We start from the raw sequence: 25258 nt of genomic DNA, 5'->3' as shown, positions 1-25258 counted from the left end.
TTATGCCTCCTATAAGGTGACACGTTCGCCCTGGGAAGGGGTCAGTACACGGGCTTCGGGGCAATGCTCACGAAGGTTTTGCTTCAGCCAGCGCTTGGCCTCAGCTTCTCCATGCACCAGGATGATTGTATCGGGTTGAAGCTTTTTGGCAAGCGCCGTGAGCTCTCTGCGGTGGGCATGCCCGCTGAAACGAAAACGATCTACCTCGCATTCGATCTGTTGCATCCCCCGGTCAGGGCTAAGCAGCATCCCCTCCGCTCCACTCTGTGCTGCATGAAGTAGCTTCCCTGCAGGCAGATCTTCTTTGCTGAACCCGACAAAAAAGATGGCATGCTTCTCATTTTCGAGGAGCTCGACGGCAACCTGGTGCGACAGCGTTCGCTCAATCATCATGCCACTGGTCAGGACAAGGATCCCGGGTTGGTTTAGAACTCTGTTTCGAGCCTTGCGCGTTCTTGGAAATCGCTTTTGATCAACGGAATAGACCTCAAAATCGGGATCAATTCGAGGTGTAGATAAGCGGTAATCATCATAGATTCGCGAGACTTCGCGCAGTCCTCCCGCCGTGTAGATAGGAGTCTCTGGATCAATCAGGTTTTGCATCTTGAAGCGTCCAAGCAGGGCAAGGATCTCCTGGGCTCGTCCTAACATGAATACCGGTAGGAGTACCGTTCCTCCCCGGTCTAGAACGGATGCAAGCCTCCGGGCAAACCGGACTTCTTCCTCGGGGCGGGTCACGGTTTCCGCAACCGGATCCGCACCGAGTGTAGACTCCATGATGAGTACATCAATCGGTGCAGAAGGATGCGCCGCTCCCGGAATCATTGTCTGTGCCTCTGAGCGGGTGTCGCTGGTGTAATATATCCGGCGATGATCGGGGGTAGAGAGCAGTACACCTGCAGATCCCAACAAATGTCCAGAATAGTGGAGCTTGGCTCGCAGATGCTCCGATCCCAGATCAATCCACTGATCATAATCGTGGGTACAAAGCACATCAAATACATCATCCAGGTCCTCTTCGTCAAACAACGCACGGAACGGGGACGAGCCCTCATCAAACTTGCGTCTCTGGAGCCTGGCAGATGCGTACAGCATGAAGGTTGTCAAGGTCCGTGTGGCAGGCGTCAGGTGCATCCAGGCCATCGGCCACTTAGCATTCAAGTTCGGGATGCTGCCAATATGATCATGGTGTGCATGGGTAATGAACACATGATCGACGTTGTGATGTTCTATAGGAGAAAAATCCGGCAGCGAGGCAGGACCTTCTTCATTCGGATCAGCACCAGCATCCAAGACAATTCCACTGCCGTTCACTCCAAGGTAGTGGCAGCTTGCGCCAATGTCGTTGGCCCTGCCGAGCGAAATAAAATCCATACGTGAGGCTCAGCCGGACTGGTGCTGCTTGAAAGTCTCCCAGTCATTCATGAACTTGGCAAGGCCAATATCGGTGAGTGGGTGCACAAGGAGTTTTTTGATCACGCCAAGCGGCATGGTCGCTACATGGGCGCCCAGGAGTGCAGATTGCACGACATGCATCGGATGGCGGATCGAAGCAGCAAGCACTTCAGTGGTATACCCGAAATTGTCATAGATCTCAATGATTTCCTGCAAGAGGGTCATGCCGTCGGAGGAAATGTCATCCAGGCGCCCAAGGAAAGGACTGATGTATGCGGCACCTGCTTTTGCGGCCAATAGTGCCTGGGTCGGAGAAAAGCAGAGAGTGCAGTTGGACCGGATTCCCTCCTGTGCAAGTGCATTGATAGCTTTGATCCCATCCAGGATCAGGGGAACCTTGACAACTACATTGTCACGGATTGCCGCAAGCGTCCGGCCCTGTTCCATGATCCCGTCAAAATCAACAGCAGTGACCTCAGCGGAAACATCTCCCGGGACCATATCGCAAATTTTTGCAATGTGCTCATGAAAATCCAGGGGCTTCCCCTCGCGTTCCGCCGCTATTTTCATGAGGGAGGGGTTCGTGGTCACCCCATCCAGGACTCCCATTTCTCCAGCCTCCTGAATTTCGGCTAGATCTGCAGTGTCAATAAAGAATTTCATTGGACCAAAATTTCTTATCCGTGTGATACCCCTGGCTGCTGAGTTTGATCGGTCACTTTGATAACAATCAGGGTACGATCATCGCTGAGCATTTCAACGGGGCCGGTGAATTGTTGGATGTCACTTTGAATTAACTTCGTAAGGGCATCTGCAGAGCAGCTACGGTTGGCCAAAGCCAAGTCCAGTAGACGCTTCTCAGTATATTCATCCATGGCTTCTCCCATGGCTTCCGTTACTCCATCAGTATACATGACGATCGTGTCTCCCGGTGCGAGGGTAATATAACCCGCTTCGTAGGGTATATTCGGGACGATGCCAAGAAGCGGACCTCCATCCGAGAGGCGTTCGACCTGCCCACTCGCTCGGATCAATAAGGGGGGTTCATGCCCGGCATTCACAAATGCAAGCGATCTGTCTGGATAATACATCGCTGCAAAAGCAGTGATGAATTTATCCGGGTCGGTGTTTTCGTACAGCATGCGATTGGTGTGCTCAATGGCTTCCTCAAGCGTCAGGTCCATCGGCAGCATCACATGGGTACACGCATGAATACTGGACATCAAGAGCGCTGCGGGTACACCTTTGCCGGTCACATCCGCAATCATGAAGAGGGTCCGATTCTTGTTCAGGGGGGCTACATCAAAATAGTCTCCCCCGACTTCACGGCTGGACAGCGCAAGGGTAGAAATTTCAATCCCAGGTACTTCAGGAATTTTGTCAGGCAGAAGACGGCGCTGGATCGTGCGAGCCATTCGAAGCTCCTCCTCCAGTTGCTGTTTGGCGATCCGCTCCTCAATCAATTCAACATTCTGGATTGAGGTGACTGCCAGACTGCCGAGAGCATAGAGGAATTCGACATCCTTGCGGTCATAAGGGGAGTCGTTCATCTTCGCTCCAAGGCAAAGGACGCCGTGGACCGCTCCCTGTTGCCGGATGGGCAGTGCAATGGCGATTCCGCTTTGGTCTAGGTGATCTCCCGGCTCTGCGCGGACGAGATCCTGAATGCTGTCCAGAAACTCCGTAGCAAGGTCCTTCGTCGTGATCTGTTTTCCTGATACAAGCTTGAAAGTGCCGTCCGGTCGTCTCAGGTAAAACAGGTGGCCATGTACCACCATATGCCCCATGAGAGCGAACGAGAAAATTTTCAGTACGTGCGAACGATCAACCGTCGCATTGAACTCTTTCGACAACTCGAAGAGAGTATTGAGCTGTTGCACGGAGCTGTCCAAATCCAGATTGGTCCTGCGCAATTCTTCCAGGATCAGCGAATTACGAACGGCCGTTGAGGCCATATTGACCAGTGATTGCACAAACTGGAGTTCCTCTTCCTGAAAGGATGCCCCCGTAATCTTACTGCCAAGTGCAATGGCACCGATATCGGATTGATCATCCCGCACGGGCAGGAGCAGCCGAATTCCAAGAGAATGAAGCAGCGTTGGCAGCTCCTCGCCTGCAATCAGGGTTTCCGAGATCAATGGCGGTAATTCAAGGCGGGATTCCTCTTCAACGGCAGGGATTCCCTTGACGACAATCACACGCCAGTTCTGCTTCTCGGGATCGTGCAGAAGCGCGATGCCTCGGGGAACCAGGAGTTTTCCCATGGCGGTCAAAAGCAGGTTGCTCAGCACCGAATAGAGTTCCAGCGAGCTGGTCAGTACCTGGCTGGTCTGGAATAGTGCCTGCAAATCATGCCGCTGCACCTGCTCCGCCCTTGGGACTGCTTCCTGCATTCACTTCCGAATCAAAGATCAAGCGATTCACCCGGCTTTAATACCCGGGTGTCGCGTCCGATCTCGTTCATGAGTTCCTGCCACTTCTCTGTATCTGCTTTGATTGGCGGGAATGTGTCAAAATGGATGGGGATGGTGAGTTTGGGTTCGACTAAACTGGCTGCTTGCGTCGCACCGGTGATTCCCATAGTAAATACATCACCGATGGGAAGCAGGGCAAGGTCTATCGTTTGTTGACTGCCAATCCAGGCCATTTCTTGGAAAGGAGATGTATCCCCTGCATTGTAGATATAAAGGTCTTCTGCGTGAAGAATGTATCCGTTTGGGTTCCCGCCGTAGGTTCCATCTGGAAAGGAAGAGGAATGTCGCGCATGCGTCTGGGTTAAGACTCCCCATTCAAACCTGAATGACCCACCGGTATTCAAGGGTTGTATCTTCGCGTGTCCATTTTTTTTGACGTACTCGGTGATTTCGTGGTTCGCGACAACCAGTGCATCACATCGTTTTGCGATCTCCATGGTGTCTCCCCAGTGATCCCCATGTGCGTGCGTCAGAATAATAGCGTCTGCCGATAGAGCATCGGCAGTGGTCACCGCTTCTGCCAAGGGGTTCCCGGTAATGAATGGATCAAAGAGCAGGGTCGCACCGCCGGTTTTTATCTGCACTACCGAGTGCCCGAAGTAGGTGAGTCGCATCGTCGCTATTTAGTTAATAAAATTTGTCGTGTGTGTACCGCTCCGTCCAGCCCCTGGAGACGCACAAAATAGGTTCCGCTCGGCAGCTCAATTCCATCCCAGACCGCCTCAAACTCACCAACCTCATGATGTCGATCAACCAGAACCGTAACGACATGCCCAGAAAGATTGATAATTGAGAGTCGCAGATGCTGTGACTCTCGCACTTCATAGGTGATGGAGGTTCGGGGGTTGAATGGATTGGGATAGTTTCCCAGAATCTCAATCGCGGAAGGGGTGACTTCTGCACCTAGCCCAAGTTTAATGGTTCCGACAACCCGAGGCGTGTGCCCCCGGACCTCTTGAGCCAGTCGGTAGAAAACGACACGGTCCGGGGCCCTCAGATCGGTGTAAGACCAATGCGTTCCCTCAAAGGAGCGGTTGATGCGAGCCAATTCTTCGAACATGATGCCATCTTCGGAGCGCTCGACCAGAAATGCTTCCGAACTTGGATCTTCATTTTCCCAAGTAAGCATGACCCCTTGATCAAAGACGATTCCGCTGAACCCGCGAATAGGAGGGTCAAAGATAGGACCGCCCGGAGCGCGATACGTGATCGCATCCCGCTCGGCAAAGTAGCGAAAGCTTCTGGCAGATTCAAAGTCAAGCATGAGCGCTCCTTCCGCAGCGGGTGTTTGTTGCATCGTGGAACGGATCTGGGTTGCCGTGCGCGCCAGGGGCCATACGGACAGATCGTCTATCTCACCCACAAAGCGGCTCTCTTCCGAACGGACATGTCCACCCAGAGCGAGCGGCTGTGTTCCGCCCAAGTGAGTGCCGGTGGGATCAAAAAGCGAGTCGGCGATCTGACCGTCCAGAAAAAGCTTTGTCCAGTGGGTTTCGGCATCATGGACCAATGCAACATGATGCCAGGTGCCATCAGCCACGGGAGATTCAGTGGCCAAGGTGACGTGATGTCCGGCCGTATTACGATAGTATCGTATTCGCCCCCTGGAGTCGATCACAAGCTCTATGGGATAGAGATTCATCTCTGAGCCGTCCCATGCGGACAGTACGACGGCATTTAATGTGGCAGTTCGGAGCCATAACTCCAGGGTATGACTGTCATGCAGCATTTCCAACCATTGTGGCTGAATATGCAAAGGGGTCACGTTTTTCTCCAGAGCCAGGGTAGATCCAGATTCACTGCCAAGTAGGGGGCGCAGTTCACCACGACGCACCGTGCCTTCGTTTTCCACATAGCGTGTGCCGATCTTTACAGCGGAAGCTACGGAGATTCTGTAATTCTGGGACACGCTGCTTCGGTCCGTGAGTACCTGCAGTACAAGGTCATAGGTCCCGCGCATCGGTTCGGTGGAGAACAATCGGATTCGTCCTCCCGAAAGCTCTACTGCATCAAGCTCTACATGGCGGTAGGCTTGGCGAACAGCAGTTGCGGTTGCCAATTCCCACTCCGCAGGCAGTGAGACTACAAATCCTTCACTCAAAGGAACTCCATTCCACTGAGTGAACAGATTGATGGTTGTTCCAGGCTCATAGGTGGCTGGAAACCATGTATCACGTTCCTGCACACAGTACCCGTCTACCTGGGGAAGCATCCAGACGAGCGACAGCAAGGCACACATACATCGGAGCATGCTTTCAAGCGGCAAGCACTCAAACGTCCCCGATTTATTTTATCGGGGACGTCTAAGATAAGAAGGAAATGAACCTTCTGCAGCGGGGCCTATTCCCAGCTGGCAGCGTTCAACAGAGTTATGTCTGGGATATCCGATCCAATGTAATCATCGGAATCTGGATCTTGGAGTAGATAGATGGCAACCCTTCCAGTGTCATTGAGGGCGTACTCAAAGGTACTTCCAGTACGGGGTGAGTAGATTAGAGAGTCCAGCACGATTTCCGAATCGAAAACATTTAGAATATCGGCGGAAGTCAGGGAGTCCGAATGGAGCCATAGAACGAGCGAATCCAGGGATGACGGGAAACGATCTTCCCCGCGCTCATAGTGTGTCAAACCCGTTCGGATGTGAATCATCTGCTGACGTGTCAATTCGGTCAGGGCCTGTTCGCGCTCAATTGCCTCCCATGGTTCTGTAATTGAGCGATATAGCCATATCCCTAGAACCACGATTAGAACGGCCATTAAGGCCTGTATAGCAATCTTAACGTTGTGATTGACCATTATCACAGGGTAGCTGTTTAATAATACTAATTTAATACGAAGCCATGAAACGAGGCAGCCACAGCAAACCGCGTGTAACTCCCCGCTGTGTATTTAGTTGAGTTGTGTGCTTTGCAAGTAACATCAACCAGCAATCCGGAAACGGAGGGTAACCGTCATGCGCCCTCTTTGTTTTAATATAAGTTAATAGCCTGACAGATCATTGCCAAATCTACTCATCAATATTGATCACGTCGCAACGCTGCGCAATGCTCGCCGTGAAGCGTTCCCGGATCCCGTGGAGGCAGCGCGTCTGTGCGAAGCATCCGGTGCGGACGGGATTGTCTTTCATCTGAGGGAGGATCGCCGACATATCAATGATCAGGATGTGGCCCGGCTTAAGCAGGCTGTACGGGGGAAGCTGGATTTTGAGCTTTCAACAAACGAAGAAATCGTTGAGATCTGCTGCAGGACATGCCCAGATTTGGCCACACTTGTGCCGGAGCGTCGCGAAGAAATAACCACAGAGGGGGGACTGGATGTGATCCGTCGTCAGGCCGCTCTGACGGTAACAGTGGATCGCTTGAAGAAAGCGGGGATTGGAGAGGTTGCGTTGTTTGTTGATCCTGACGTAGACCAAATCCGGGTTGTGCGAGACACTGGTGCCTCCACGATTGAGCTGCATACGGGTGATTTCGCCAACGCACCGGCAGGTGCGGATCAATTGCATGAAGCAAACCGCATTGCGAAGGCGGCAGAATTTGCGCATGAATGTGGGCTCATCGTCCACGCGGGCCATGGCCTGGACTATGAGAATTACCGCCTGTTTTCACGCTCGGTACCGCATGTCCGTGAAGTATCCATCGGCTTTTCCGTCATTGCTCAGTCAATTTTTACAGGACTTGGGGCCGCCGTGACGGAAATGGCTCGGCTGGTCAAGGGACAGGATGCATCCTGAAAATTTCAAGAATGGCTACGTTGCTCTGATTGGGAAGCCCAATGTCGGCAAAAGTACGCTGTTGAATGCCCTCATGGGGCAGAAACTCTCCATTGTTACTCCCAAAGCCCAAACGACTCGCCATCGGGTACTGGGAATCCTGACAGAAGAGAGCACCCAAATCATTTTCTTGGATACCCCAGGCATCATGCGTCCCAATACCAGCCTTGATCAGGCCATGATGCGGAAAGTGCGTGATTCGGTAGCGGATGCAGATTTGATCATCTTTATAGTAGATGCCCGTGCGGATGAGCCGGATTCGCAGGGATTGAAGACGATCCTGGATCGACCAGCCATCCTAGCACTGAATAAAACAGATCTGGTGAAACAGGATCAGCTGCTCCCCTTGGTTGACGCATACACCAATCTGCACCCGTTTAAGGCAATCGTCCCGATCAGTGCGCTGAAGGAAACCAACCTTGATGCTCTCATGGGGGAGATCCGCAACTGCCTCCCGTCAGGTCCGGCTCTTTATCCGGCCGAAATGATCAGTGAGCATCCCGAACGGTTCTTTGTTGCGGAGATCATCCGGGAGAAGGTTTTTGAACAATTCCGCCAGGAGATCCCGTATTCGTCTACCGTAGTCATTTCCAACTTCGTTGAGCGTGATCAGGCGAAGGACCTGATAGAAGCAGACATTATCGTGGAACGCCCGAGTCAAAAGGGGATTCTCATTGGCGCGAAAGCCCGTGCACTCAAGGCGATCGGGATCAAGGCACGCCAGGATATTGAGCAGTTTTTAGAGCGGGAGGTATACCTGAAGCTCTTTGTCCGTGTCCGGAAGGACTGGCGCAATCAAGGCCAATTATTGCGATCTTTCGGCTACAGGTAGCCAACACGAAGGCCGTCGCGCACCGCCTGCACATGCGGCGGCGGGATTTCTGTAATGGTATATCGGTCGAAGGCGCGCCGCGGGGGGTAATTGCGGCGGAGTTGACGGAACGTGTCCGCAATTTGGTTTTGGGGTACGTGAAGGATTTTTCGCATGCGCGCATCGTCTGCACCAATGTCATATAACTGCTTCGCGAGCGCAGCCAGCCAGCTGGACTCGGGCTCCGGGTCGAGTGAAAGAGGGCTCGGCAATTTGTCCTGCAGCAATTGTTCATAATTCCAGGTTCCAGGAATCTGAAAATGCTGGGTGACTGCCTTATAGAGCATGATAGTTCCCTGCAGTTTTCCATCTACAGAGTGGCCGGCAATATGCGGAGTAGCTAGCGTAACCTTTTCCAGTAATTCCAGATCAGGAACGGGTTCATTTTCCCATACGTCAAGAACCGCGGCATCAATCTTCCTTGTCTTCAGAGCTCGTTTGAGTGCCTGGTTGTCAATCACGTTCCCTCTTGAGGTATTCAGTACCCATGCCCCTGGCTTCATGGACCGGAGCTCAGCATCCCCGATGAGGTGATAGGTTTCGGGGGATTTGGGTACATGCAGGGTAAGAATATCGGATCTGGTTAAGACGGTTTCCAGATCCACAAAGCCGGGATGCCCTGCCTTTGCGAGTGGCGGATCATTTTTCAAAACCTGAAGGCCAAAAGAAGGAGCTCGTGCCCCAAGGCGTCCACCAATGTTGCCATACCCAACAATCCCTAGTGTGAGTCCTTCAAGCGTACGCATCCTGAGAGTGTGCAATAGTAGGAGTGCAGTCAGAACATACTCCACGACGGAATCTGCATTCGATCCAGGTGCATGTACGAATGGAATTCCTCGCTCCCTTAGATAGGATCGATCCACATGGTCAAACCCGGCGGTCGCCGATCCTACAAAGGCGACCGGGCTCTGTTTTAGAAGATCTTCATGAACTCGGGTTACACTCCTGACAAGAAGCACATCGGCCCGCAAACAGATCTCTGGAGTGATTGATTCAGCATCCAGCAAATGTACATTTCCTATAGAGGAAAACGCCTCCTCCACACGCGGAATATTTTCGTCTGCCACAATTGAAAGCATGTATCCTTTTTAACTAGAGTTACGTACTAGACGGCCCGAATGTGTAATTCCCTTCCCCGGAAGAGTTTTTCCGCCTTGACATTAATAAATTATGTGTATAAGGAAAAAATATTACTGGAGCGGGTTCTTGGGGCTCTTTTTGGTATTGCTTATACCCGCTATGATCGTGTTTGCACCTCCGCTTGGTAGCAAATATCTGTCGGTTCAATCGCCTCCTGCTCTTTCCATACCCTCCTATGAGGAAACACATGCTGCTTTGCAGAATCCATGGGGGATTGAGCCTGTACATGTAGGCAACATCGATAGTGAGACCTTATGGCTGGCTCGTGCAATGTTTTCGGAGAGCAAGAGGCATGATGAGCAGGAGTTAATTGGTTGGACAGTCCGAAACCGAGTCGAGTCGAAGCATCGTGGATGTACTTCTTATCAGGAGTGTATACTGGATCCGTTTCAGTTCAGTGCCTTTTTACCAGGGCAGCCGAAGCAGAGTTATTATACCAGCTTGTTGGAGACTTCGGAAGTAGCCGGTTGGCAAAGAACGTTAGCACTGGCCTACTATGTTCGCTATGCTGATGTGAAACTCCGCCCGTTTGGCCGCAGTGTTCTCCATTTTTATAGCGAGCAATCCATGCTCGATCCGGCCCTTCCTCCCGACTGGGTAGGAGATCTTACCCCGATCACTCCCCAGCGGAGAATTCAATTGGATGAGCAAAGATTCCGCTTTTATTCGGGAGTGAAATAAGAAGGAGTTCCATCCCAAACAGAATCGCATCCCCCCCTCTCCAAGGCTCAACGGCCATTCGTTTGAAAGCAGGGACGGGTGGTGAGATGGAGTAGCAAGGTGGTGCAGTGACTAGGGCATATAGTTAATTGTCTGCCCTTGTCGGTACGCGCTTTGACCAATTAGGACTCGTTCCTTAATAAGGTTACGCACTCCCCTGGAGCCGTTTAACACAGACCTGTACGTGCAGAAATGTGCAAAAACGTCGTAGGCAAAAACCTGGCCGGTGGGCTAAAGGCCAACGGACAGGCGAATCATGGCCATATTGAGTTTTTGAGGGTCACCGACTTGCAGTGTAATCAGTTGTAGAACAATCTCGTCTTCAACAAACCGGGTCAGGCCGAACACGTATGCAATTTCAGGGTACAGGCTAACCGATCCCAGGTCGATCTTTAGTCCGCCTCCGATCTCGCCAGCGTAAGAGAGGACTTTCAGGTCATTACTGAGCTCCTGGTCCGTGTTGGTTGGCATCCGAAATACCGGACCGGCAAAAACATAAGGACTCACCACCCGTGAAGGCAAGCCCATGCGAAGAAGAAGGTATAGCTCAGTCAGTGAGACATCAAAGTTTTCAGTGATTGCAGGATAGTTATCCTGGATGCCATCGAATAATTTTCCAGCGGCCATATATCGTCCGCCTGCGCGTATTGCTGCCACCGGACCGAGGGGGAATTCAACCCAAGCCCCTACGTGCCATCCGGTTTGGCTCTCGAATTTTGTTTCCAACTCGTTGAGGTTTATGTCCTCCAACCGCTGAAAATTTCCGCCGGCAGTCACGCCAAAGGTCTGCGCAGGCGCGTTGGAGGCCAGTAAAGATCCAGCAAAAACAAGAGCTATGAGACGAGTCATGATTTTTCCTTAAGATTAGGACTGCAACCTTGTGCTCACCATTGTGGTTTCCCGCAGGGATCACCAAAAATTCATCATGCGAATTGGAATTACTTGTTACCCGGTTTACGGCGGAAGTGGGGTCGTCGCCACTGAGCTCGGTAGAGCGCTTGCTACTCGTGGACACGAAATTCACTTCATTGCCTACTCGCTGCCCTTCCGGCTCAGCGAAGTTACGGAGAATATATATTTTCACGAAGTGAGTGTAAATCGTTATCCCCTGTTTGATTTTCCACCATACGCACTCTCTCTGACAAGTAAGATGGTGGATGTCGCGAAGTACGAAGCACTAGACCTGCTTCATGTGCACTATGCGATCCCGCACGCAACCAGTGCTGTCTTGGCACGTGATATCCTCGAAAAGGAATCACGATCACTTCCTGTGGTAACGACACTGCATGGAACGGATATCACAATCGTGGGACAGGATGCATCCTACAGCCCCGTAGTCAACTATTCGATTAATGCTTCGGACGGCGTGACCGCGGTCTCCAACTTTCTACGACAGGAAACCTACGATGCGTTTGACATAGAGGTGCCTATTAAGGTTATCCCAAATTTTATTGATACGGAGCATTTTCGGCGACTGGAGAAAGAACATTTCAGATCAGCAATTTGTGCACCTGGGCAGAAAGTAGTTGTGCACGTGTCTAATTTCCGGCGCGTGAAGAATGTCTCTCATGTTGTAGAGGTCTTTCACCGCATTCTTCAGGAAGGGATATCTGCAAAGCTTCTTCTGGTCGGGGATGGGCCGGATCGCTCCAATGTGGAGCAACTCACACGTGATCTTGGAATTCAGAGAGCAGTACGGTTCCTTGGAAAGCAGGATCCGGTGCAGGAAATTTTATCCATTGCTGATTTGTTTCTACTCACCAGCGGGTCCGAGTCATTTGGGCTTGCTCCGCTGGAGGCGATGGCTTGTGGGGTGCCGGTTGTTTGCAGTGATGTTGGTGGGTTGCCAGAACTTGTTGAGGGCAGTGAGGCCGGATTCCTATGCCCCTTGGGGGATATTCAAGCGTTTGCGAAAGCATGTATCAAAGTATTGACTGACGATTCACTGCATGCAGAGATGGCTCAACACGCCAGAGAATATGCGGTCCGTCATTATGATACGCACTCGATCGTTGCTCAGTATGAAGAGTATTATGAAGAAATTATCGCGAGAACGGCTGCACAAAATCCGAAGATCATTGTGCCAGAGTAGCATCCTCAACAGACGCTGCGTCGGTAGTTGGGATCCACTCAGATTGAATCAGGCAGATCCACGGCGCCCGCGGGAAATAACCCGGTCATAGGTGACAAAGGAAAATCCCTCACGTGGATCTTCGTGACTCAGGGAAAATTCTGTCCCGATCAAATGTTCATAAGCCGGGAAAAAGGTATCCCCTTCGTACGCTCCATCAATGAGGGTTAATTCAAGGCGGTCCGCCCAATTCAATCCCTCCTCATAAACTCCAGCACCACCAGCAATAAAAACCTTTTCGACTGTCTTCACACGGTCCAGCGCGGATTCGAGTGAGGGACACAGTTCAATATCCGGGTGAATTACAGAATTCAGATTTCTGGTCAGCGCGAGTGTCGGCCTGCCTGGCAGGGGTTTGCCGAAGTCACGGATCAGTCCCTCGCACGTTACACGTCCCATGATCATCGGGGAACCATACGTCAGCCGCTTGAAACGCTTCATGTCTTCCGGTATATGCCAAGGAAGACGAGTCTCACGGCCGATACACCGGTTCTCGCGGGCCAGTGCAGCGATAACGATCACGAAAGGACGTCTTACATGCTTTCCCAATATTCCTGCGGCATGTCTTCGGCTAAGCTCAGAGCACCTTCGGCACCACTGAACAGCGGGTCCTGAATCGGGGTGATGGTAAACTGCCCGTACTCTTCCAGGGCGGAACAGATTGCTTTTGCCAGACCATGGATTTGGCTTCCACCGCCAGCTAAATAGACATTATGTCGTACCCGCTCCTGAAGCATTGGCTCATAGCCACTTAACAAATCAATGAGTGTCTCTGCAATCGCAGGCACCAGCGAGTCGCAGGCTCGGTGGACTTCCTCGGCAATGTCGTGTACTTCAAATTTTCCAGCAATGGGTATTTTGACTCCGAACTGATTCGATGCCTCGGACACACTCCCGTATTTCTCTTTGATTTCTCGCACAAACGTTTCACTCAGAGGTGTATTTGGGAAGCGCTCTGACAGAAGGGCAAAGAGTTGTTGATCTACGTGATCCCCTGCGGTGCGCAGTGAGCGCTGATCTTCTTCGCTGGGCATGGTGCCATGCATGATACAGAAATCAATCGTACCTGCGCCGATATCAATGATACAGGTATTATTAAGGGCTCCCAGTTTATATGCGACTGCAAAGGGTTCTGATACCAGCATCAGTGTGTCTGCCCATTCCCCTACCGCATTACGGATCGCGAGTTTATTGACACGCAAGGCTTCCGCAGGAACGCCAACGGCGGCATAAATTTTCTGTCCCTCCTCCGGTTGAGCAAGTTCGATCAAATGGCTGATCAATTCGCGGACCGCTTTTTCATCGGTACTGGTTCCATCCCGGATGACTCCGTATTCCAGGGGACGAACAAGGTTAACGGAGTTTCGGTGTTCAATCGCATCCATGCCGACAAGGACATCCCGCTTCAGCATCTTGCGGGCCACGAAGTCACGGGGCCAGCCCACATAGCTATGGACCCATCTCCGCCTGCCGCTACTGGTTGCAATGGCGCTTCGTGATGTTCCTAGATCGATTCCGACACGTAGAACTCCGTTCGATGCATCAGATGAATTTGACATACCCTAGTCTATATTTGAGGTTGAGTTACCTTTCTGTTCGGAAATATACGAGAAAATTCCAGACTCAAGACCGAGAACCAATTGCTTGCGATACTCAATGTCCATAAGATGTTGCTCCTCTTCAGGCATGGAAAGTGCAGTGACCTCCGCCATAACTGCAGGCACACTTGAATTCATGAGCACCATAAAGGGGCCAGAGCGTGTTCCCCAATCCACAAGATTTGGGTTGAGTTCTCTCATCTTCGACACCATTGCATGTTGGATGTGTGCTGCCAGTCGGCGGCTACCTTCAACCTTCACCGCCTGTCCTACCGTCTCCAGACTGTTTTGCCACTCTCCCATGCTATAACCGGCATTGAAATTTTCCCGCTCAGCAAGTGCCTCGATCCGCGCGTCACCGCGTGGACTGAAATAAAACGTTTCGATCATGGCCAGTGTATCTACGGGAAGCGCATTGACATGGAGCGAAATAAAAAGGTCTGCCTGGTTCTCTTGTGCGATTTCATTCCTACGTTGGAGACTCACACTGATATCCTTTCGTCGTGTGAGAATGACGTTAAACCCATGAGCTTTCAATCTTCTTTCCAGCCGGAAAGCAAGGTCAAGTGTAAGCGTTTTTTCTGTTAAACCAGCTTGACCTACGGCACCGGGATCACGTCCTCCATGGCCGGGATCGATCACAATGGTTCGCACATCGAGACCGTAGACGCGAGAGAGAGCCGGGTTCTCGGGATAAGGCTCTTCCTGGGGAATCTCGCTCAGAGATGCACGCACCTGTTCTTCAGGGGAAAGTAGCACGTCAATGGAGCTGACTGGATTGGAGGTCGGGTTTTCTTCCGGGCTGCCCAAGAAAAATCCGATCGTGAGCGCCATTAACAGGATCATGCCGGAGTGTTTTACCGTTTTTCTCGACCCAGAGACCTCTCGCCCTAGAAGCCTTTGATTTTCTTCATAGACATCTTGCAGTACGGTCTTCCGGCGTCTGTTAGGTTTGCGTGATGTCATGATTGAGGCATGTCTTCAACGATCATCAGACAGCGACGGGTGCTTTGATCGGCGAGTGATGCCGATACCCTCTTAGAGTAAAGTCATCATACGTATAATCAAACAGTGACGGCGGTTTCCTTGATATTTCTAGGGTAGGGAGTGGGTAGGGTTTGCGTTCCAGTTGTTTTTTCACCTGATCAAGATGGTTCAGGTAAATATGCGCATCTCCGATTGTATACACCAGATCTCCCGGCATAAGGCCCGCCTGGTGGGCAACCAAGTGCGTCAGGAGGGCATACTGAGCAATATTGAAGGGGGCTCCCAGGAAAAGGTCGTTCGAGCGGATATAAAGCTGACAGGACAGTTGATTGCCGACAACGGAAAACTGAAAGAACATGTGGCAGGGTGGAAGCGCCATCTGATGGAGTTCTTTAGGATTCCATGCGCTCACAATATGTCGACGGCTCCACGGTTTCTGTTTTAGAGATTCAATGACAGACACAATCTGATCTACACCGGAAAAAGAGCGCCATTGTTTACCGTATACCGGCCCCAGATCCCCCCATTTTTTTGCAAAACCGTCCTGACTGCGGATCAGCTCCTCAAACTCATTCTGATATGCCGCCCAGTCGTCCGAGTCAGATGATGGTATATCAAGGTTCTGATGTTGCAGGTAGTTTTTGAGGGGCCACGCTGTCCATATTGAAATTCCCTGATCCACCAGCGGCTTAATGTTCGTCGAGCCCGACAAAAACCACAAAAGTTCACATGCAAGGCCCCGAAACCATACCCGTTTGGTCGTACAGATCGGAAATCCCTCCTGAAGGGGAAACCGCATCTGGTAACCAAAAACGCTAATTGTCCCGGTTCCTGTGCGGTCGCGACGCTCATGTCCGTGGCTCAGGACATGGTGCAATAGATCCACATAGAGACGCATAAAGAAACCCTTGATACGAACTAGGTTTTTACGGTAAAAAAACAAGGCCGCTCCAAGAAGTTCAGCACAATCAGTCTTCTGGAACCGCGACACTTGCCTGTGTCAAAGAAATGTACAGATATTTTCTCTGACTGTCACACATTGGATTGATCCGTTTGCGTAATTGAGCAATCCGACTGTAACGTATTACTTTCGCCCTTACTATAAGATGGAACCTGATTCACTTTGAGGTGCATAATCCTGATCAAGCCGAAACGGAAGCTTTTAACCTAAAAACAGAATGGATCCAAATCTTCACCAAAAGCAAGGCATCACACACCTGGAAAAAGTTTTACAGTATGCTCCGATGGTCGCTACTGGTACTGAAGCCGTGGTGCATCTAACCACCGAAGACTGGTACGTGGTCGCCGACACGCTTTTCCAAATGAACACGCCAAGAGAGTTGTTGCCGGAGAGTATTAATGATTTTCGTCTGCGCGATGATCACAGAGCCATTGAATTGGATACTGATGAGCTTCAAATCAGTATTGAAATGTTTTAGGTTTCGTTGATCCAAAACACCTTACGGCGATGTCTAAGTGAACGATGTACCGATGATATCCAAAAAAATTCTGTTGGTTGGTACACTGGATACGAAGGGGATGGAGTACGCTTATGCGCGTGAGCTCATCCAATCCTGGGGACTTCCATGTATCCTGATGGACGTAGGAGTCATGGGTGATCCCCAGTGTGAGCCGGATATATCCGCGGACGAGGTCGCCAGAGTCGTAGGGAGCAGCCTTTCAACATTGAGAGAATCGGGGAGCCGCAGTCATGCGCTTGATGTGCTCACACAGGGTGCCGTAGAACTTGCAGGAAATGCAGCGCCGCAGTTGGCGGGGGTTTTGGCTTTGGGCGGATCAGGCGGGACGGCAGTCGGGACAGCAGTCATGCGATCTTTGCCGATTGGACTCCCCAAGGTAATGCTCTCCACACTCGCTTCCGGCAATATCGCTCCTTATGTCGGTGAGAGTGACATTGCAATGATGTACTCGGTCGTGGATATTGCCGGATTAAATCAGATCAGCAGGGTGACCATAAGCAATGCCGTTGGGGCACTCTGCGGTATGGTCAAACAGGAGACATCAGAAAATGCTTCTGCTCTACGGCCTTTGATCGCCGCATCCATGTTTGGAGTGACCACTCCCTGTGTTACAATGGTGCGTGACCTCTTGGAGGCATCAGGGTATGAGGTGGTGGTTTTTCATGCAACTGGCAGTGGGGGGCGTGCAATGGAGAAGTTGATCGCTGACGGATTTTTCAAGGGTGCTGCCGACATCACGACGACAGAGTGGTGTGATGAAGTGGTCGGAGGGGTTTTGAGCGCCGGCCCGCGCCGATTAGAAGCGGCCATTACAGCTAGAATTCCACAAGTGGTCTCCTGTGGCGCGTTGGACATGGTGAATTATTGGGCTCTGGAAACGGTTCCGGCAGAATTCCGAGAGCGCACCTTGCATCCCCACAACGCCAATGTCACGCTAATGCGGACAAGTGCCGAGGAATGCGCCCAGATAGGCAGAGAGATTGGCGTCCGGCTTAGTCAGGCGCGTGCACCGGTGACCTTGTTGATTCCTCTGGGAGGAGTGAGCATGCTGGATGCACCTGGTCAACCTTTTTTTGACTCCGGCGCTAACCAAGCCCTGTTTTCTTCGCTTCGCGCCTACTGTGGTTCATCAGTGAAAATCAAAGAATATGACCTGCACATCAACGATCCAGGCTTCGCCGAAGCACTCGCAAAGGAGTTGATGCACAACCTGCGCCGGGAACATCCCTGATAAATCGTGTAAGAAACTGAGAGGTTGAGTGGTTTGTAGAAGGACGCCTATATTAACGAACGTTAATGTGACCAGACACCAAACGATATGAATATTGCATTTGAAATCGCATTGGTGGTTCTGGTGGTCGCCGTCTTGTTTGGGGGATCACATTTATTGGGGAAAATTGACCCAAATTCCTTCAAAAGTTTACTCGTCAGTCTTGCTGCCGCTATTTTAATGTTCATCCTAGTTCTTACAGAGGGAATAGATCATCCCGCGGGATGGGCACTCCTTCTTTTCGTGACGGCTGCATTCATGAGAAAAACGATATTGTATTATCGTGCCAAAGCAGAGCCGCTCGAAAATCACGAAGTCGCCTGAGCGTCAAGGCAGGTCTGCTAAAACCGGGAGATCGCCACACAATCCCATAGTCGTCTCTATTATCGCCCGCATTACCCTATAGCCTACCGTGCCTCTCGTCAAGCTGAATTGTAGAAATTCACCCACCGTGCGTGTACCGGATGTGAGGCTGTAATTCATACCCTGAAGTACCCGAAACGGAGTTGGAACACAGTTTGCGCCGGGAACATTCCCGATCAAATCATAGAAGAAACTGAGAGAGTCAGGTAGTTTGTAACAGGAACACACTCACATAACTTCGGACGGTGGGCAATATGGATATCTGGGTACTTCAAGCCGCCTTGTTTGTCTTAGTTGTGGCTACGACGTTTGGGATTCCACGCTACAGAAATAAAGCGAGGCCAAAGTCCTTCCAACGTTTGCTCGTAAATCAGGCCGCTGTTATGTTGATGTTCATCCTAGTTCTTACAACAGAATTGAATAACCCGTCGGGATGGATACTCCTTCTTTTCGTGACGGCTATGTCAGTTGGAAAGACAATATTGTATTATCGTACCAAAACAGAACTGTTCGAAAATCACGAAGTCGCCTGAGTGTCAATGCAGGCCCGCTAAAACCGGGAGATCACCACGCAATCCCGTAGTCATCTCCATGATCGCTTGCACTACCCCATAGCGTACCGCGCTTCCGGTCAAACTGAATTGCCGTAATCGGCCCACTGGTGCGTGCACCAAACGTGAGGCTGTAATTCGTTTCCCGGAGCTCCTGTCGAACCCAGTTAGGGACTTCATTATTCAGTAAGAGGCGTCCGGGGCGGATCTCATGCTCACCGAAGGAGCCCCTTAACCCATCTTTAACATGTCGTCCGTATCTCGGCATGTTAAAGATGAGCTAACCGACGACATCAGCACCCAACCTTGACCTGACACCTCGGCAGGTGCCTTTTCGTCATTCCCTTAACCGCCATTACAGTCATCCGTGAACGCTGACGAACCCCTTTGGTCAACGCTCCAGAAGTTGGACAACGGCTCTAACTTCTGGCGATCAGATTTCGATAATTCAATCTTCATTGCAACACACATTGACTTTCCGAAATCCCAGATGAACGCGTGCCATGCAGAAAGTGCTGCTCTGTGGCGGTCGTAAATCCCTATGATTCACAAATTAAGCTGGAAGTATACTTTGCTACCCCATATCTGTCGTTTTCCTCCTCTAGATCAATCCTAAAGTACAGAGTATTTGTATCTACATGGAGTAATTCGTCGGGTGTTTCCACTTGAGAAGTTACTTTACGACCATCAGCATCCCACACCTCTAAATACATTTCTACGGGATCTTCATCTAATTTTTTGAGAATTTGTTGAAAGATGAACCCCGTAGATGAAACCTCAAGTGCTATAACCCACGAAACCCCAATTGAATACCCATTAACTGATTGAGGAAATTCGGACGGATCCTGATCAAAATATTCTAACAATAGATCCTTTTCGGCTTTGACGAAATATTTCGGTTTACTGTTGAGTACGCCTATATGTGTTCCATCAAACGTTGCCGAATGGATTAGATAATCCCCCATATAGCCATAGTAAATTTTTTTTCGATTGGGATCAATAGACACACCCCCTCCTTGCAAAAATGTCTGAAGGATTGAAATTGCATCAATTTTCCCCCAGGTAATGAATCTCTCTTCGGCTAAACTAAAACGAAGTATCGAATAAGGCTGCAAGTCTCGTAACCTATAATCCTCATTCAACAAGAAGATGTGATTCTCACCAAATGCAGAAATATTCCTTATTGATGACTTGTGGGGCAATGCAGCGGATCTAACATATTCTTTACTGTCTGCATATTGGTGGATTCTTCGGGTGACATTATCTACGATGTAGAGTGTTCCATTAGGATCTGTATCAAAAACATAGTTTGAGGAATACTCCCCTGGTCCACCTCCAAACTGACCCGCAGACCACAGGAAGGAGCCAAGAGAATCAAAGACCAACACATGCTGTCCTAAGCCGCCAACTACGAAATTATTCGAAGCATCCTGACTGACCATACTCAGATATCCGATAGGTAATTCCGAGGGTGTATCAAATAGAATACTGTCGCGAAACGTAAGCTCAAATGAGCAGTTTTCATACGTTGAGAACTCTCGTTCTTCAAATGTGACCTGTGAGTCTGAATCACCATTGACACGAGCTGATTTATTTCGAGGATTATTCTCACGACAACTTGCAAGAACCAAAAAAAGGATAACTGCAACACAAGTTTTGTGAATCGGCCATTGTTTCATTGAATTTCTAGAATTCTGTGCCATCGCGTGAAGAATGCATTCAGATTTTGACTGTCGGTAGGAATTGGCCTGTGAACATCCATTATCTTGCTTGTATGCGAATTAACGACAAACAAAACTGGAGTCTGTCCCAGACTTGGGCCAAAGTGATCCCTTACTCTTTCTTCATAAAAAATGGGAAAAGCAATCGCGGCATAGGACAAATTAAACTCTATCGCCAGGCTATCATTTGCACTATCCAAGCTATAGCCCGATACCGATCGAATTTTATCCGGCGATTTCGCATAAATCTGATTTAATTGCATTTGAAATTGCATTGGCTGTTCTGTTGATCGCTGTTCTGTTTGGGGGGTCACATTATTTTGGCGAATATCATAATAGGAATGGTCCCAATTCCTTAAGTAGTTTGATCATCCATATCGCCGCCGGCATTCAAATAATAACTCTATCACATACGCTATTTACACTTGATTCAATGAAGTGGCCGCTGGTTGTTTTTGTGATTGTCGTGTTATCTAGGAAGACAATTTTGTACTATCGTGCCAAAGCAGAGCCGCTCGAAAATCAAGAAGTCGTCTGAGCGTCAAAATAGGTCCGCCAAAACCGAGAGATCACCACGCAATCCCATAGTCATCTCCATGGTCGCTCGCACCACCCCATAGCGTACCGTGCTTTCGGTCAAATTGGATTGCCGTAATCGGCCCACTGGTGCGTGCACCAAACGTGAGGCTGTAATTCATGTCCCGGAGCTCCTGTCGAACCCAGTTAGGGACTTCATTATTCAGTAAAAGGCGTCCCGGGCGGATCTCATGGTCACCAAAGGAGCCCCTTAACTGAAAGCTGTTGATGTTGGCCGCCTCGACGGCTTCCTGTACATTCATGCCGAATTCAACGATGTTCAGGAAAAACTGGAGCAGGTTCTGGTCCTGACCGTCGCCGCCCTGGACAGCAAAGGATAGATAGGGGAGCCCGTCTTTGAGTGCCATTCCTGGAGTCAGTGTTGCACGTGGCCGCTTGCCCGGCTCGGGCAGGTTGAATGGGTTCTCGGAGGGATCCAACACAAAACTTTGCATCCGCTGACTTAACCCAACTCCAGTTTCACCGGCAATGACCGCGGGGATCCAGCCACCGCTTGGCGTGATTGAGACAACCCATCCTTCCGCATCAGCTGCCTGAATGGAGGTGGTTCCCGCATAAAAATCAGACTCGTAGGAGATCTCGCTTCCATAATCGCTACTATCCGCTGGCCACTGGTCCAGGTAATTCAGATACGGGTTTTCCTCTCCCTGAAACGGATACGGATCCCCGGGTTTGACCTTCGGGTCGTTCTCGTTCCAATTGATTGTCTGTACACGGGCGTTGGCATACTCCTTGGAAAGGAGCCCTTCCATTGGTTCGGCAGGTGGGTAGTATGGATCTCCATAGTAGAAGTCGCGGTCGGCAAAGGCCATGTTCATAACTTGGTACAGCGCATGGACGTAGCGCGTACTGTTGTAGCCCATTGCCTTAAGGTCCATGGTTTCAAGCATGTTCAACGCCTGTAGCATCACAGGCCCCTGTACCCATGACGTAAGCTTGTAAACCTGGATTCCTTTGTAATCCGTCACCACCGGCTCTTCAACATATACCTGCCACTGATCCAAGTCCTCCATTGTGATGAGACCTCCTTGCTCTTGGGTTCCACGAACGATCTCTTCAGCTATATCACCTCTGTAGAAACGGTCATAGGCGGCATAGATAGCTTCTTTGCGAGATTTTCCTGCCTCAAGAGCGGCTGATTCCGCTTCAACCAGCTTGCGCAGTGTCTCTGCCAGATCAGTCTGCACGAAAAGCTGACCCTCTCTTGGGGCAGGGTTCTCATCATCCGTGTTTGGCAAATAAACTGGTTTTGAGTAGGGCCAGTCAGCAATGCGTTCGGCGTGATTCTCGATAGATCGCACTGCAGATCGTTCAATTGGGTACCCTTCAGCCATTTGAATGCTGGGTTCTAAGACATCCTTGAGGCTCAGCGTACCATATTCTGCGAGCATGACCATGAGTCCCCCAGGCGTGCCCGGTGTGACCGCTGCTAGCGGACCGTATTCGGGGGGATACTTGAGGTCCTGATCTTTATAAAACTCGGTGGTTGCCCCCGTTGGAGCGGCCCCTAGGGCGTTAATGCCAACCACTTTCTTCTGATTCGGATCGTAAATCAATGCCTGAGTTTCACCACCCCAGCTCAGTACATCCCACATCGTGCTCGTTGCTCCGAGCATCGCACAGGCTGCGTCAACGGCATTTCCTCCTTTTGCAAACATCATGGCCCCTGCGGTGGCTCCGAGCGGTTTCCCTGTGATTGCAACCCAGTGACGACCATGCAGCACTGGTTTAGCGGTGCGTTGTGCTTGCGCAGATGTGGCAATCAGGCAGCAGAGAAGGAGTAACTGGATTTGGCGAATAAACATGGCGCAGATTCTTGAAAATGGATGTTCAAAAAGCGAGGCCCGTTGCAAGAAGGTCTCGTACAGCAGGGATAGAGATTGATTTTGCTAATATACTCTACTTGAGGCAGTTTCTTGTTGGGACGGTGGGCCCCATTTCAGAACTCACACGGAGATTTTCTGAGTAAACGCACCATGAATATCTCACTGCACTTGAAGGCGGAAGGTCTCCGACCTCAAATAACATGTTTACTTAAGTATCGAAGACATGAACAGCCAGATGCTTCTTGAACAAGCTCATATCGATGACAACGGCTCTATATCCAGGAAGCTAAAGCCAATCAGGTTTTTCCCAACGATGGCACCCTGACAGACAGCACACTACAACAAATCCGATCCCTTAAGTTAGGTGGCCCCTTGGTGTGCTCGGACGAACGCTGCCATTGAAGTAAATCGGAAATCATAATGCGGTTTTGAGGTTGGGGGCATGGTTGCTCCGTATCCATCCTGTTTCGATCGCCGGTAAATGTGACAGCTGGCAATCCCTGCACGGTTAGCGGGCAGGTGATCGTGGAACATGCTCTCCGCAGTGTGAAGAATCTCGTCCTTATTGATTCCAAGTGTCGCCAGTTGATCAATCAAAAAATTAAAATTACGATCCTGCGGTTTGTAACTACCAATATCCTCGGCTAAATAGATCCCATCAAAGGATACACCGAGTTTTTCGTTACTCCATGCAAAACTATCGTTATCGACATTACTGAGTACGAACAGCTGGTAATGATCCTTCAAATATTGTAAAGACTCAACCGAATCAGAAAAAACCGGCCACTCGCGTACGGAATGGCCATATCGCAAACACTCCCCCCAAGTCACATTAATTTGCCAATGTTCTGCAAGTCGACGATATACCACTGCCAAAACATCCCGGTACAACTTTGAGGGTGTGAGAGCTTGCTGATATGACTCGTACCGGGCATGTGCCTCCAGAACTTCATCACGCGACAGGTTCCGGTCAACTTGGTCGGTCAAGGGCTGTAAAGCATTTGAGATACCCGTTTCCCAATCAATCAAAGTTCCGTATACATCAAACGTCAAAGCCTTGAATGATCGTAGCCTCTTCAAACACTCTTGATCCATTGCTGAGTTCGCCAACCCTTAGAGCTTACGTTGGGGTGAGTCGAGGTTGGGTAAAACATGTCCCATACGATCCCGCTTTGTACGCAAATAGCCGGCGTTCTCCTGATTGGGTGGGATCTCAATTGCTACGCTTTCGGTGATTTCCAGCCCATACCCGTCCAATCCGACACGCTTGGTCGGGTTATTGGTCAATAATTTCAGTTTTCGTATTCCCAGGTCGCGAAGGATCTGACATCCGATGCCATAGTCCCGGTGATCCATATCAAAGCCCAATGCTTTATTCGCCTCCACTGTGTCCAGTCCCTGCTGATCCTGTAATTCGTAGGCGCGCAATTTATTCAGAAGTCCGATTCCACGCCCTTCCTGCTTCATGTATAATACAACTCCTCTTCCCTCCTCCGCGACACGTTGCATCGCTGTATGCAACTGATCCCCACAATCACAGCGAATGGACCCAAACAGGTCCCCCGTCACGCACTGGGAATGTACCCGTGTCAAAACGGGATCATCTTCCGTCCATTCCCCCATGCACAGTGCCAGATGGGTGTCACCGTTGGACTCATCTTCGTAGGCAACAAGGTTAAACAGGCCATATCGCGTCGGAAGCCGGACGGATGCCACACGTTTAATCAGAGACCGCCGTGACATACGAAAAGCGACCAGATCGCTGATTGTAATGATCCGCATGTCGTGTTCACGGGCAATCTTGAATAGCTCGGGAGTCCGCGCCATCGTACCATCTGCATTCATGATCTCGACGAGCACTCCAACCGGTGCGAGGTCGGCAAGACGCACGAGATCCACCGTGGCTTCGGTGTGCCCGGTTCTTCGGAGCACCCCCCCTTCGCGTGCAATCAGCGGGAAGACATGTCCAGGGCGTGCAAAATCGTCCGCTTTCGATGTGTCGCTGGCAAGAGCTTGGATGGTTGCTGCGCGATCAGACGCGCTGATGCCGGTTGATGTGCCATGGCTATAGTCCACCGGTATCGTAAAGGGAGTACTGTATAGACTGGTGTTTTCCTCAACCATAAGGTTGAGATCAAGGGCAGCAGCACGCTCTGGAGCCATCGGGACACAAATCAACCCGCGACCCTCATGGGCCATGAAGTTGACCAACTCGGGTGTAACTGTAGATGCCGCCCCGACAAAGTCACCCTCGTTTTCGCGGTCTTCGTCGTCTACTACGATTACCAGGCGACCAGCGCGTATCGCTTCGATGGCAGACTCAATTGAGTCGAAGGTTTCCGTACCTGGGACTCCCATTCA

At 50.6% G+C, this 25258-nt stretch carries 24 protein-coding genes; 7 read left to right on the top strand and 17 right to left on the bottom strand.

Annotated features, from left to right (window positions below; translation table 11 throughout):
* Positions 1 to 9: 9 nt before the first annotated feature.
* The 6 genes from F4Y64_02410 to F4Y64_02385 all read right to left on the bottom strand — a co-directional run bounded on the left by F4Y64_02410 (position 10) and on the right by F4Y64_02385 (position 6665).
* Complete coding sequence (locus F4Y64_02410) at positions 10 to 1374, bottom strand: MBL fold metallo-hydrolase (GenBank protein MXX96452.1); 1365 nt, start codon at positions 1372 to 1374, stop codon at positions 10 to 12.
* 9 nt (positions 1375 to 1383) lie between these two features.
* On the bottom strand, positions 1384 to 2058 hold the full coding sequence (gene fsa / locus F4Y64_02405; GenBank protein MXX96451.1) for a fructose-6-phosphate aldolase: 675 nt from the start codon (positions 2056 to 2058) through the stop codon (positions 1384 to 1386).
* Between the two features lie 14 nt (positions 2059 to 2072).
* Entirely contained in the window at positions 2073 to 3788 is a 1716-nt protein-coding gene (locus tag F4Y64_02400; GenBank protein MXX96450.1) for a SpoIIE family protein phosphatase, read from the bottom strand.
* Positions 3789 to 3799: 11 nt separating this feature from the next.
* The gene (locus F4Y64_02395; protein MXX96449.1) at positions 3800 to 4483 is read right to left on the bottom strand and encodes a metal-dependent hydrolase; all 684 of its coding nucleotides are present in this window, start codon (positions 4481 to 4483) and stop codon (positions 3800 to 3802) included.
* A gap of 5 nt (positions 4484 to 4488) precedes the next feature.
* Positions 4489 to 6120 carry a T9SS type A sorting domain-containing protein gene (locus tag F4Y64_02390; protein ID MXX96448.1) on the bottom strand — a complete coding sequence of 544 codons (1632 nt, stop codon included), beginning with the start codon at positions 6118 to 6120 and terminating at the stop codon, positions 4489 to 4491.
* An 89-nt stretch (positions 6121 to 6209) separates the two neighbouring features.
* Positions 6210 to 6665, bottom strand: coding sequence for a hypothetical protein (locus tag F4Y64_02385; protein ID MXX96447.1), 456 nt, complete (start codon positions 6663 to 6665; stop codon positions 6210 to 6212).
* A gap of 202 nt (positions 6666 to 6867) precedes the next feature.
* Between F4Y64_02385 and F4Y64_02380 the strand changes: the two genes are divergently transcribed.
* Together F4Y64_02380 and F4Y64_02375 are read left to right on the top strand one after the other, a co-directional pair.
* Positions 6868 to 7602 carry a pyridoxine 5'-phosphate synthase gene (locus tag F4Y64_02380; protein MXX96446.1) on the top strand — a complete coding sequence of 245 codons (735 nt, stop codon included), beginning with the start codon at positions 6868 to 6870 and terminating at the stop codon, positions 7600 to 7602.
* Positions 7592 to 8473 (top strand): GTPase Era, encoded by an 882-nt coding sequence (locus tag F4Y64_02375; protein MXX96445.1) that lies wholly within the window; start codon positions 7592 to 7594, stop codon positions 8471 to 8473. The genes F4Y64_02380 and F4Y64_02375 overlap by 11 nt, the downstream gene beginning before the upstream one ends.
* Here F4Y64_02375 and F4Y64_02370 read toward each other — a convergent pair.
* Positions 8464 to 9591, bottom strand: coding sequence for a 4-phosphoerythronate dehydrogenase (locus tag F4Y64_02370; GenBank protein MXX96444.1), 1128 nt, complete (start codon positions 9589 to 9591; stop codon positions 8464 to 8466). The genes F4Y64_02375 and F4Y64_02370 overlap by 10 nt on opposite strands.
* A gap of 91 nt (positions 9592 to 9682) precedes the next feature.
* Here F4Y64_02370 and F4Y64_02365 point away from each other — a divergent pair, with 91 nt between their 5' ends.
* Positions 9683 to 10333: a hypothetical protein gene (locus tag F4Y64_02365; protein ID MXX96443.1), complete on the top strand. Its 651-nt coding sequence runs from the start codon at positions 9683 to 9685 to the stop codon at positions 10331 to 10333.
* Between the two features lie 270 nt (positions 10334 to 10603).
* Here the strand turns inward: F4Y64_02365 and F4Y64_02360 are convergent, their stop codons facing one another.
* Positions 10604 to 11221 (bottom strand): PorT family protein, encoded by a 618-nt coding sequence (locus F4Y64_02360; GenBank protein MXX96442.1) that lies wholly within the window; start codon positions 11219 to 11221, stop codon positions 10604 to 10606.
* A gap of 76 nt (positions 11222 to 11297) precedes the next feature.
* Here F4Y64_02360 and bshA point away from each other — a divergent pair, with 76 nt between their 5' ends.
* Positions 11298 to 12464 carry an N-acetyl-alpha-D-glucosaminyl L-malate synthase BshA gene (gene bshA, locus F4Y64_02355; protein ID MXX96441.1) on the top strand — a complete coding sequence of 389 codons (1167 nt, stop codon included), beginning with the start codon at positions 11298 to 11300 and terminating at the stop codon, positions 12462 to 12464.
* Positions 12465 to 12512: 48 nt separating this feature from the next.
* On the opposite strand, the gene F4Y64_02350 is transcribed toward bshA, so the two are convergent.
* Genes F4Y64_02350 through thyA form a run of 4 tightly spaced genes read right to left on the bottom strand, consistent with a single transcriptional unit; the run spans position 12513 to position 15986 of the window.
* Complete coding sequence (locus F4Y64_02350) at positions 12513 to 13055, bottom strand: dihydrofolate reductase (protein MXX96440.1); 543 nt, start codon at positions 13053 to 13055, stop codon at positions 12513 to 12515.
* Entirely contained in the window at positions 13037 to 14062 is a 1026-nt protein-coding gene (locus tag F4Y64_02345) for a hypothetical protein (GenBank protein MXX96439.1), read from the bottom strand. Before F4Y64_02345 ends, F4Y64_02350 begins: the two co-directional genes overlap by 19 nt.
* 3 nt (positions 14063 to 14065) lie before the next feature.
* On the bottom strand, positions 14066 to 15067 hold the full coding sequence (locus tag F4Y64_02340; protein MXX96438.1) for an N-acetylmuramoyl-L-alanine amidase: 1002 nt from the start codon (positions 15065 to 15067) through the stop codon (positions 14066 to 14068).
* Positions 15068 to 15092: 25 nt separating this feature from the next.
* Positions 15093 to 15986, bottom strand: a complete 894-nt coding sequence (gene thyA, locus F4Y64_02335; protein ID MXX96437.1) for a thymidylate synthase — start codon at positions 15984 to 15986, stop codon at positions 15093 to 15095.
* Between the two features lie 280 nt (positions 15987 to 16266).
* Here thyA and F4Y64_02330 point away from each other — a divergent pair, with 280 nt between their 5' ends.
* The 3 genes from F4Y64_02330 to F4Y64_02320 all read left to right on the top strand — a co-directional run bounded on the left by F4Y64_02330 (position 16267) and on the right by F4Y64_02320 (position 18163).
* The gene (locus F4Y64_02330) at positions 16267 to 16527 is read left to right on the top strand and encodes a hypothetical protein (GenBank protein ID MXX96436.1); all 261 of its coding nucleotides are present in this window, start codon (positions 16267 to 16269) and stop codon (positions 16525 to 16527) included.
* 52 nt (positions 16528 to 16579) lie between these two features.
* On the top strand, positions 16580 to 17800 hold the full coding sequence (locus F4Y64_02325) for a UPF0261 family protein (GenBank protein MXX96435.1): 1221 nt from the start codon (positions 16580 to 16582) through the stop codon (positions 17798 to 17800).
* 87 nt (positions 17801 to 17887) lie between these two features.
* Positions 17888 to 18163: a hypothetical protein gene (locus F4Y64_02320; GenBank protein MXX96434.1), complete on the top strand. Its 276-nt coding sequence runs from the start codon at positions 17888 to 17890 to the stop codon at positions 18161 to 18163.
* A gap of 603 nt (positions 18164 to 18766) precedes the next feature.
* Here F4Y64_02320 and F4Y64_02315 read toward each other — a convergent pair.
* From F4Y64_02315 to F4Y64_02295, 5 genes are all read right to left on the bottom strand, one after another.
* On the bottom strand, positions 18767 to 19021 hold the full coding sequence (locus F4Y64_02315; protein MXX96433.1) for a hypothetical protein: 255 nt from the start codon (positions 19019 to 19021) through the stop codon (positions 18767 to 18769).
* 271 nt (positions 19022 to 19292) lie between these two features.
* On the bottom strand, positions 19293 to 20456 hold the full coding sequence (locus F4Y64_02310; protein MXX96432.1) for a 6-bladed beta-propeller: 1164 nt from the start codon (positions 20454 to 20456) through the stop codon (positions 19293 to 19295).
* Positions 20457 to 21043: 587 nt separating this feature from the next.
* Positions 21044 to 22876 (bottom strand): gamma-glutamyltransferase family protein, encoded by a 1833-nt coding sequence (locus F4Y64_02305; GenBank protein MXX96431.1) that lies wholly within the window; start codon positions 22874 to 22876, stop codon positions 21044 to 21046.
* A gap of 381 nt (positions 22877 to 23257) precedes the next feature.
* Positions 23258 to 23992 carry a haloacid dehalogenase type II gene (locus F4Y64_02300; GenBank protein MXX96430.1) on the bottom strand — a complete coding sequence of 245 codons (735 nt, stop codon included), beginning with the start codon at positions 23990 to 23992 and terminating at the stop codon, positions 23258 to 23260.
* Positions 23993 to 24010: 18 nt separating this feature from the next.
* Positions 24011 to 25255, bottom strand: a complete 1245-nt coding sequence (locus F4Y64_02295; protein ID MXX96429.1) for a bifunctional 3,4-dihydroxy-2-butanone-4-phosphate synthase/GTP cyclohydrolase II — start codon at positions 25253 to 25255, stop codon at positions 24011 to 24013.
* Between the last annotated feature and the right edge of the window lie 3 nt (positions 25256 to 25258).

The organism is Rhodothermaceae bacterium (genome assembly GCA_009838195.1).
Classification (GTDB): domain Bacteria; phylum Bacteroidota; class Rhodothermia; order Rhodothermales; family Bin80; genus Bin80.
Note: the sequence above shows the minus strand (reverse complement) of the source record. Positions and strands in the feature narration are given on the sequence as shown.

Excerpts from the sequence above, each read along its gene's own strand:
- F4Y64_02410 (MXX96452.1), bottom strand. The coding sequence starts at position 1,374 with ATGGATTTTATTTCGCTCGGCAGGGCCAACGACATTGGCGCAAGCTGC.
- fsa (MXX96451.1), bottom strand. The coding sequence starts at position 2,058 with ATGAAATTCTTTATTGACACTGCAGATCTAGCCGAAATTCAGGAGGCT.
- F4Y64_02400 (MXX96450.1), bottom strand. The coding sequence starts at position 3,788 with ATGCAGGAAGCAGTCCCAAGGGCGGAGCAGGTGCAGCGGCATGATTTG.
- F4Y64_02395 (MXX96449.1), bottom strand. The coding sequence starts at position 4,483 with ATGCGACTCACCTACTTCGGGCACTCGGTAGTGCAGATAAAAACCGGC.
- F4Y64_02390 (MXX96448.1), bottom strand. The coding sequence starts at position 6,120 with ATGCTCCGATGTATGTGTGCCTTGCTGTCGCTCGTCTGGATGCTTCCC.
- F4Y64_02385 (MXX96447.1), bottom strand. The coding sequence starts at position 6,665 with ATGGTCAATCACAACGTTAAGATTGCTATACAGGCCTTAATGGCCGTT.
- F4Y64_02375 (MXX96445.1), top strand. The coding sequence starts at position 7,592 with ATGCATCCTGAAAATTTCAAGAATGGCTACGTTGCTCTGATTGGGAAG.
- F4Y64_02370 (MXX96444.1), bottom strand. The coding sequence starts at position 9,591 with ATGCTTTCAATTGTGGCAGACGAAAATATTCCGCGTGTGGAGGAGGCG.
- F4Y64_02365 (MXX96443.1), top strand. The coding sequence starts at position 9,683 with ATGTGTATAAGGAAAAAATATTACTGGAGCGGGTTCTTGGGGCTCTTT.
- F4Y64_02360 (MXX96442.1), bottom strand. The coding sequence starts at position 11,221 with ATGACTCGTCTCATAGCTCTTGTTTTTGCTGGATCTTTACTGGCCTCC.
- bshA (MXX96441.1), top strand. The coding sequence starts at position 11,298 with ATGCGAATTGGAATTACTTGTTACCCGGTTTACGGCGGAAGTGGGGTC.
- F4Y64_02345 (MXX96439.1), bottom strand. The coding sequence starts at position 14,062 with ATGTCAAATTCATCTGATGCATCGAACGGAGTTCTACGTGTCGGAATC.
- F4Y64_02340 (MXX96438.1), bottom strand. The coding sequence starts at position 15,067 with ATGACATCACGCAAACCTAACAGACGCCGGAAGACCGTACTGCAAGAT.
- thyA (MXX96437.1), bottom strand. The coding sequence starts at position 15,986 with ATGCGTCTCTATGTGGATCTATTGCACCATGTCCTGAGCCACGGACAT.
- F4Y64_02330 (MXX96436.1), top strand. The coding sequence starts at position 16,267 with ATGGATCCAAATCTTCACCAAAAGCAAGGCATCACACACCTGGAAAAA.
- F4Y64_02325 (MXX96435.1), top strand. The coding sequence starts at position 16,580 with ATGATATCCAAAAAAATTCTGTTGGTTGGTACACTGGATACGAAGGGG.
- F4Y64_02320 (MXX96434.1), top strand. The coding sequence starts at position 17,888 with ATGAATATTGCATTTGAAATCGCATTGGTGGTTCTGGTGGTCGCCGTC.
- F4Y64_02315 (MXX96433.1), bottom strand. The coding sequence starts at position 19,021 with ATGCCGAGATACGGACGACATGTTAAAGATGGGTTAAGGGGCTCCTTC.
- F4Y64_02310 (MXX96432.1), bottom strand. The coding sequence starts at position 20,456 with ATGGCACAGAATTCTAGAAATTCAATGAAACAATGGCCGATTCACAAA.
- F4Y64_02305 (MXX96431.1), bottom strand. The coding sequence starts at position 22,876 with ATGTTTATTCGCCAAATCCAGTTACTCCTTCTCTGCTGCCTGATTGCC.
- F4Y64_02300 (MXX96430.1), bottom strand. The coding sequence starts at position 23,992 with ATGGATCAAGAGTGTTTGAAGAGGCTACGATCATTCAAGGCTTTGACG.
- F4Y64_02295 (MXX96429.1), bottom strand. The coding sequence starts at position 25,255 with ATGGGAGTCCCAGGTACGGAAACCTTCGACTCAATTGAGTCTGCCATC.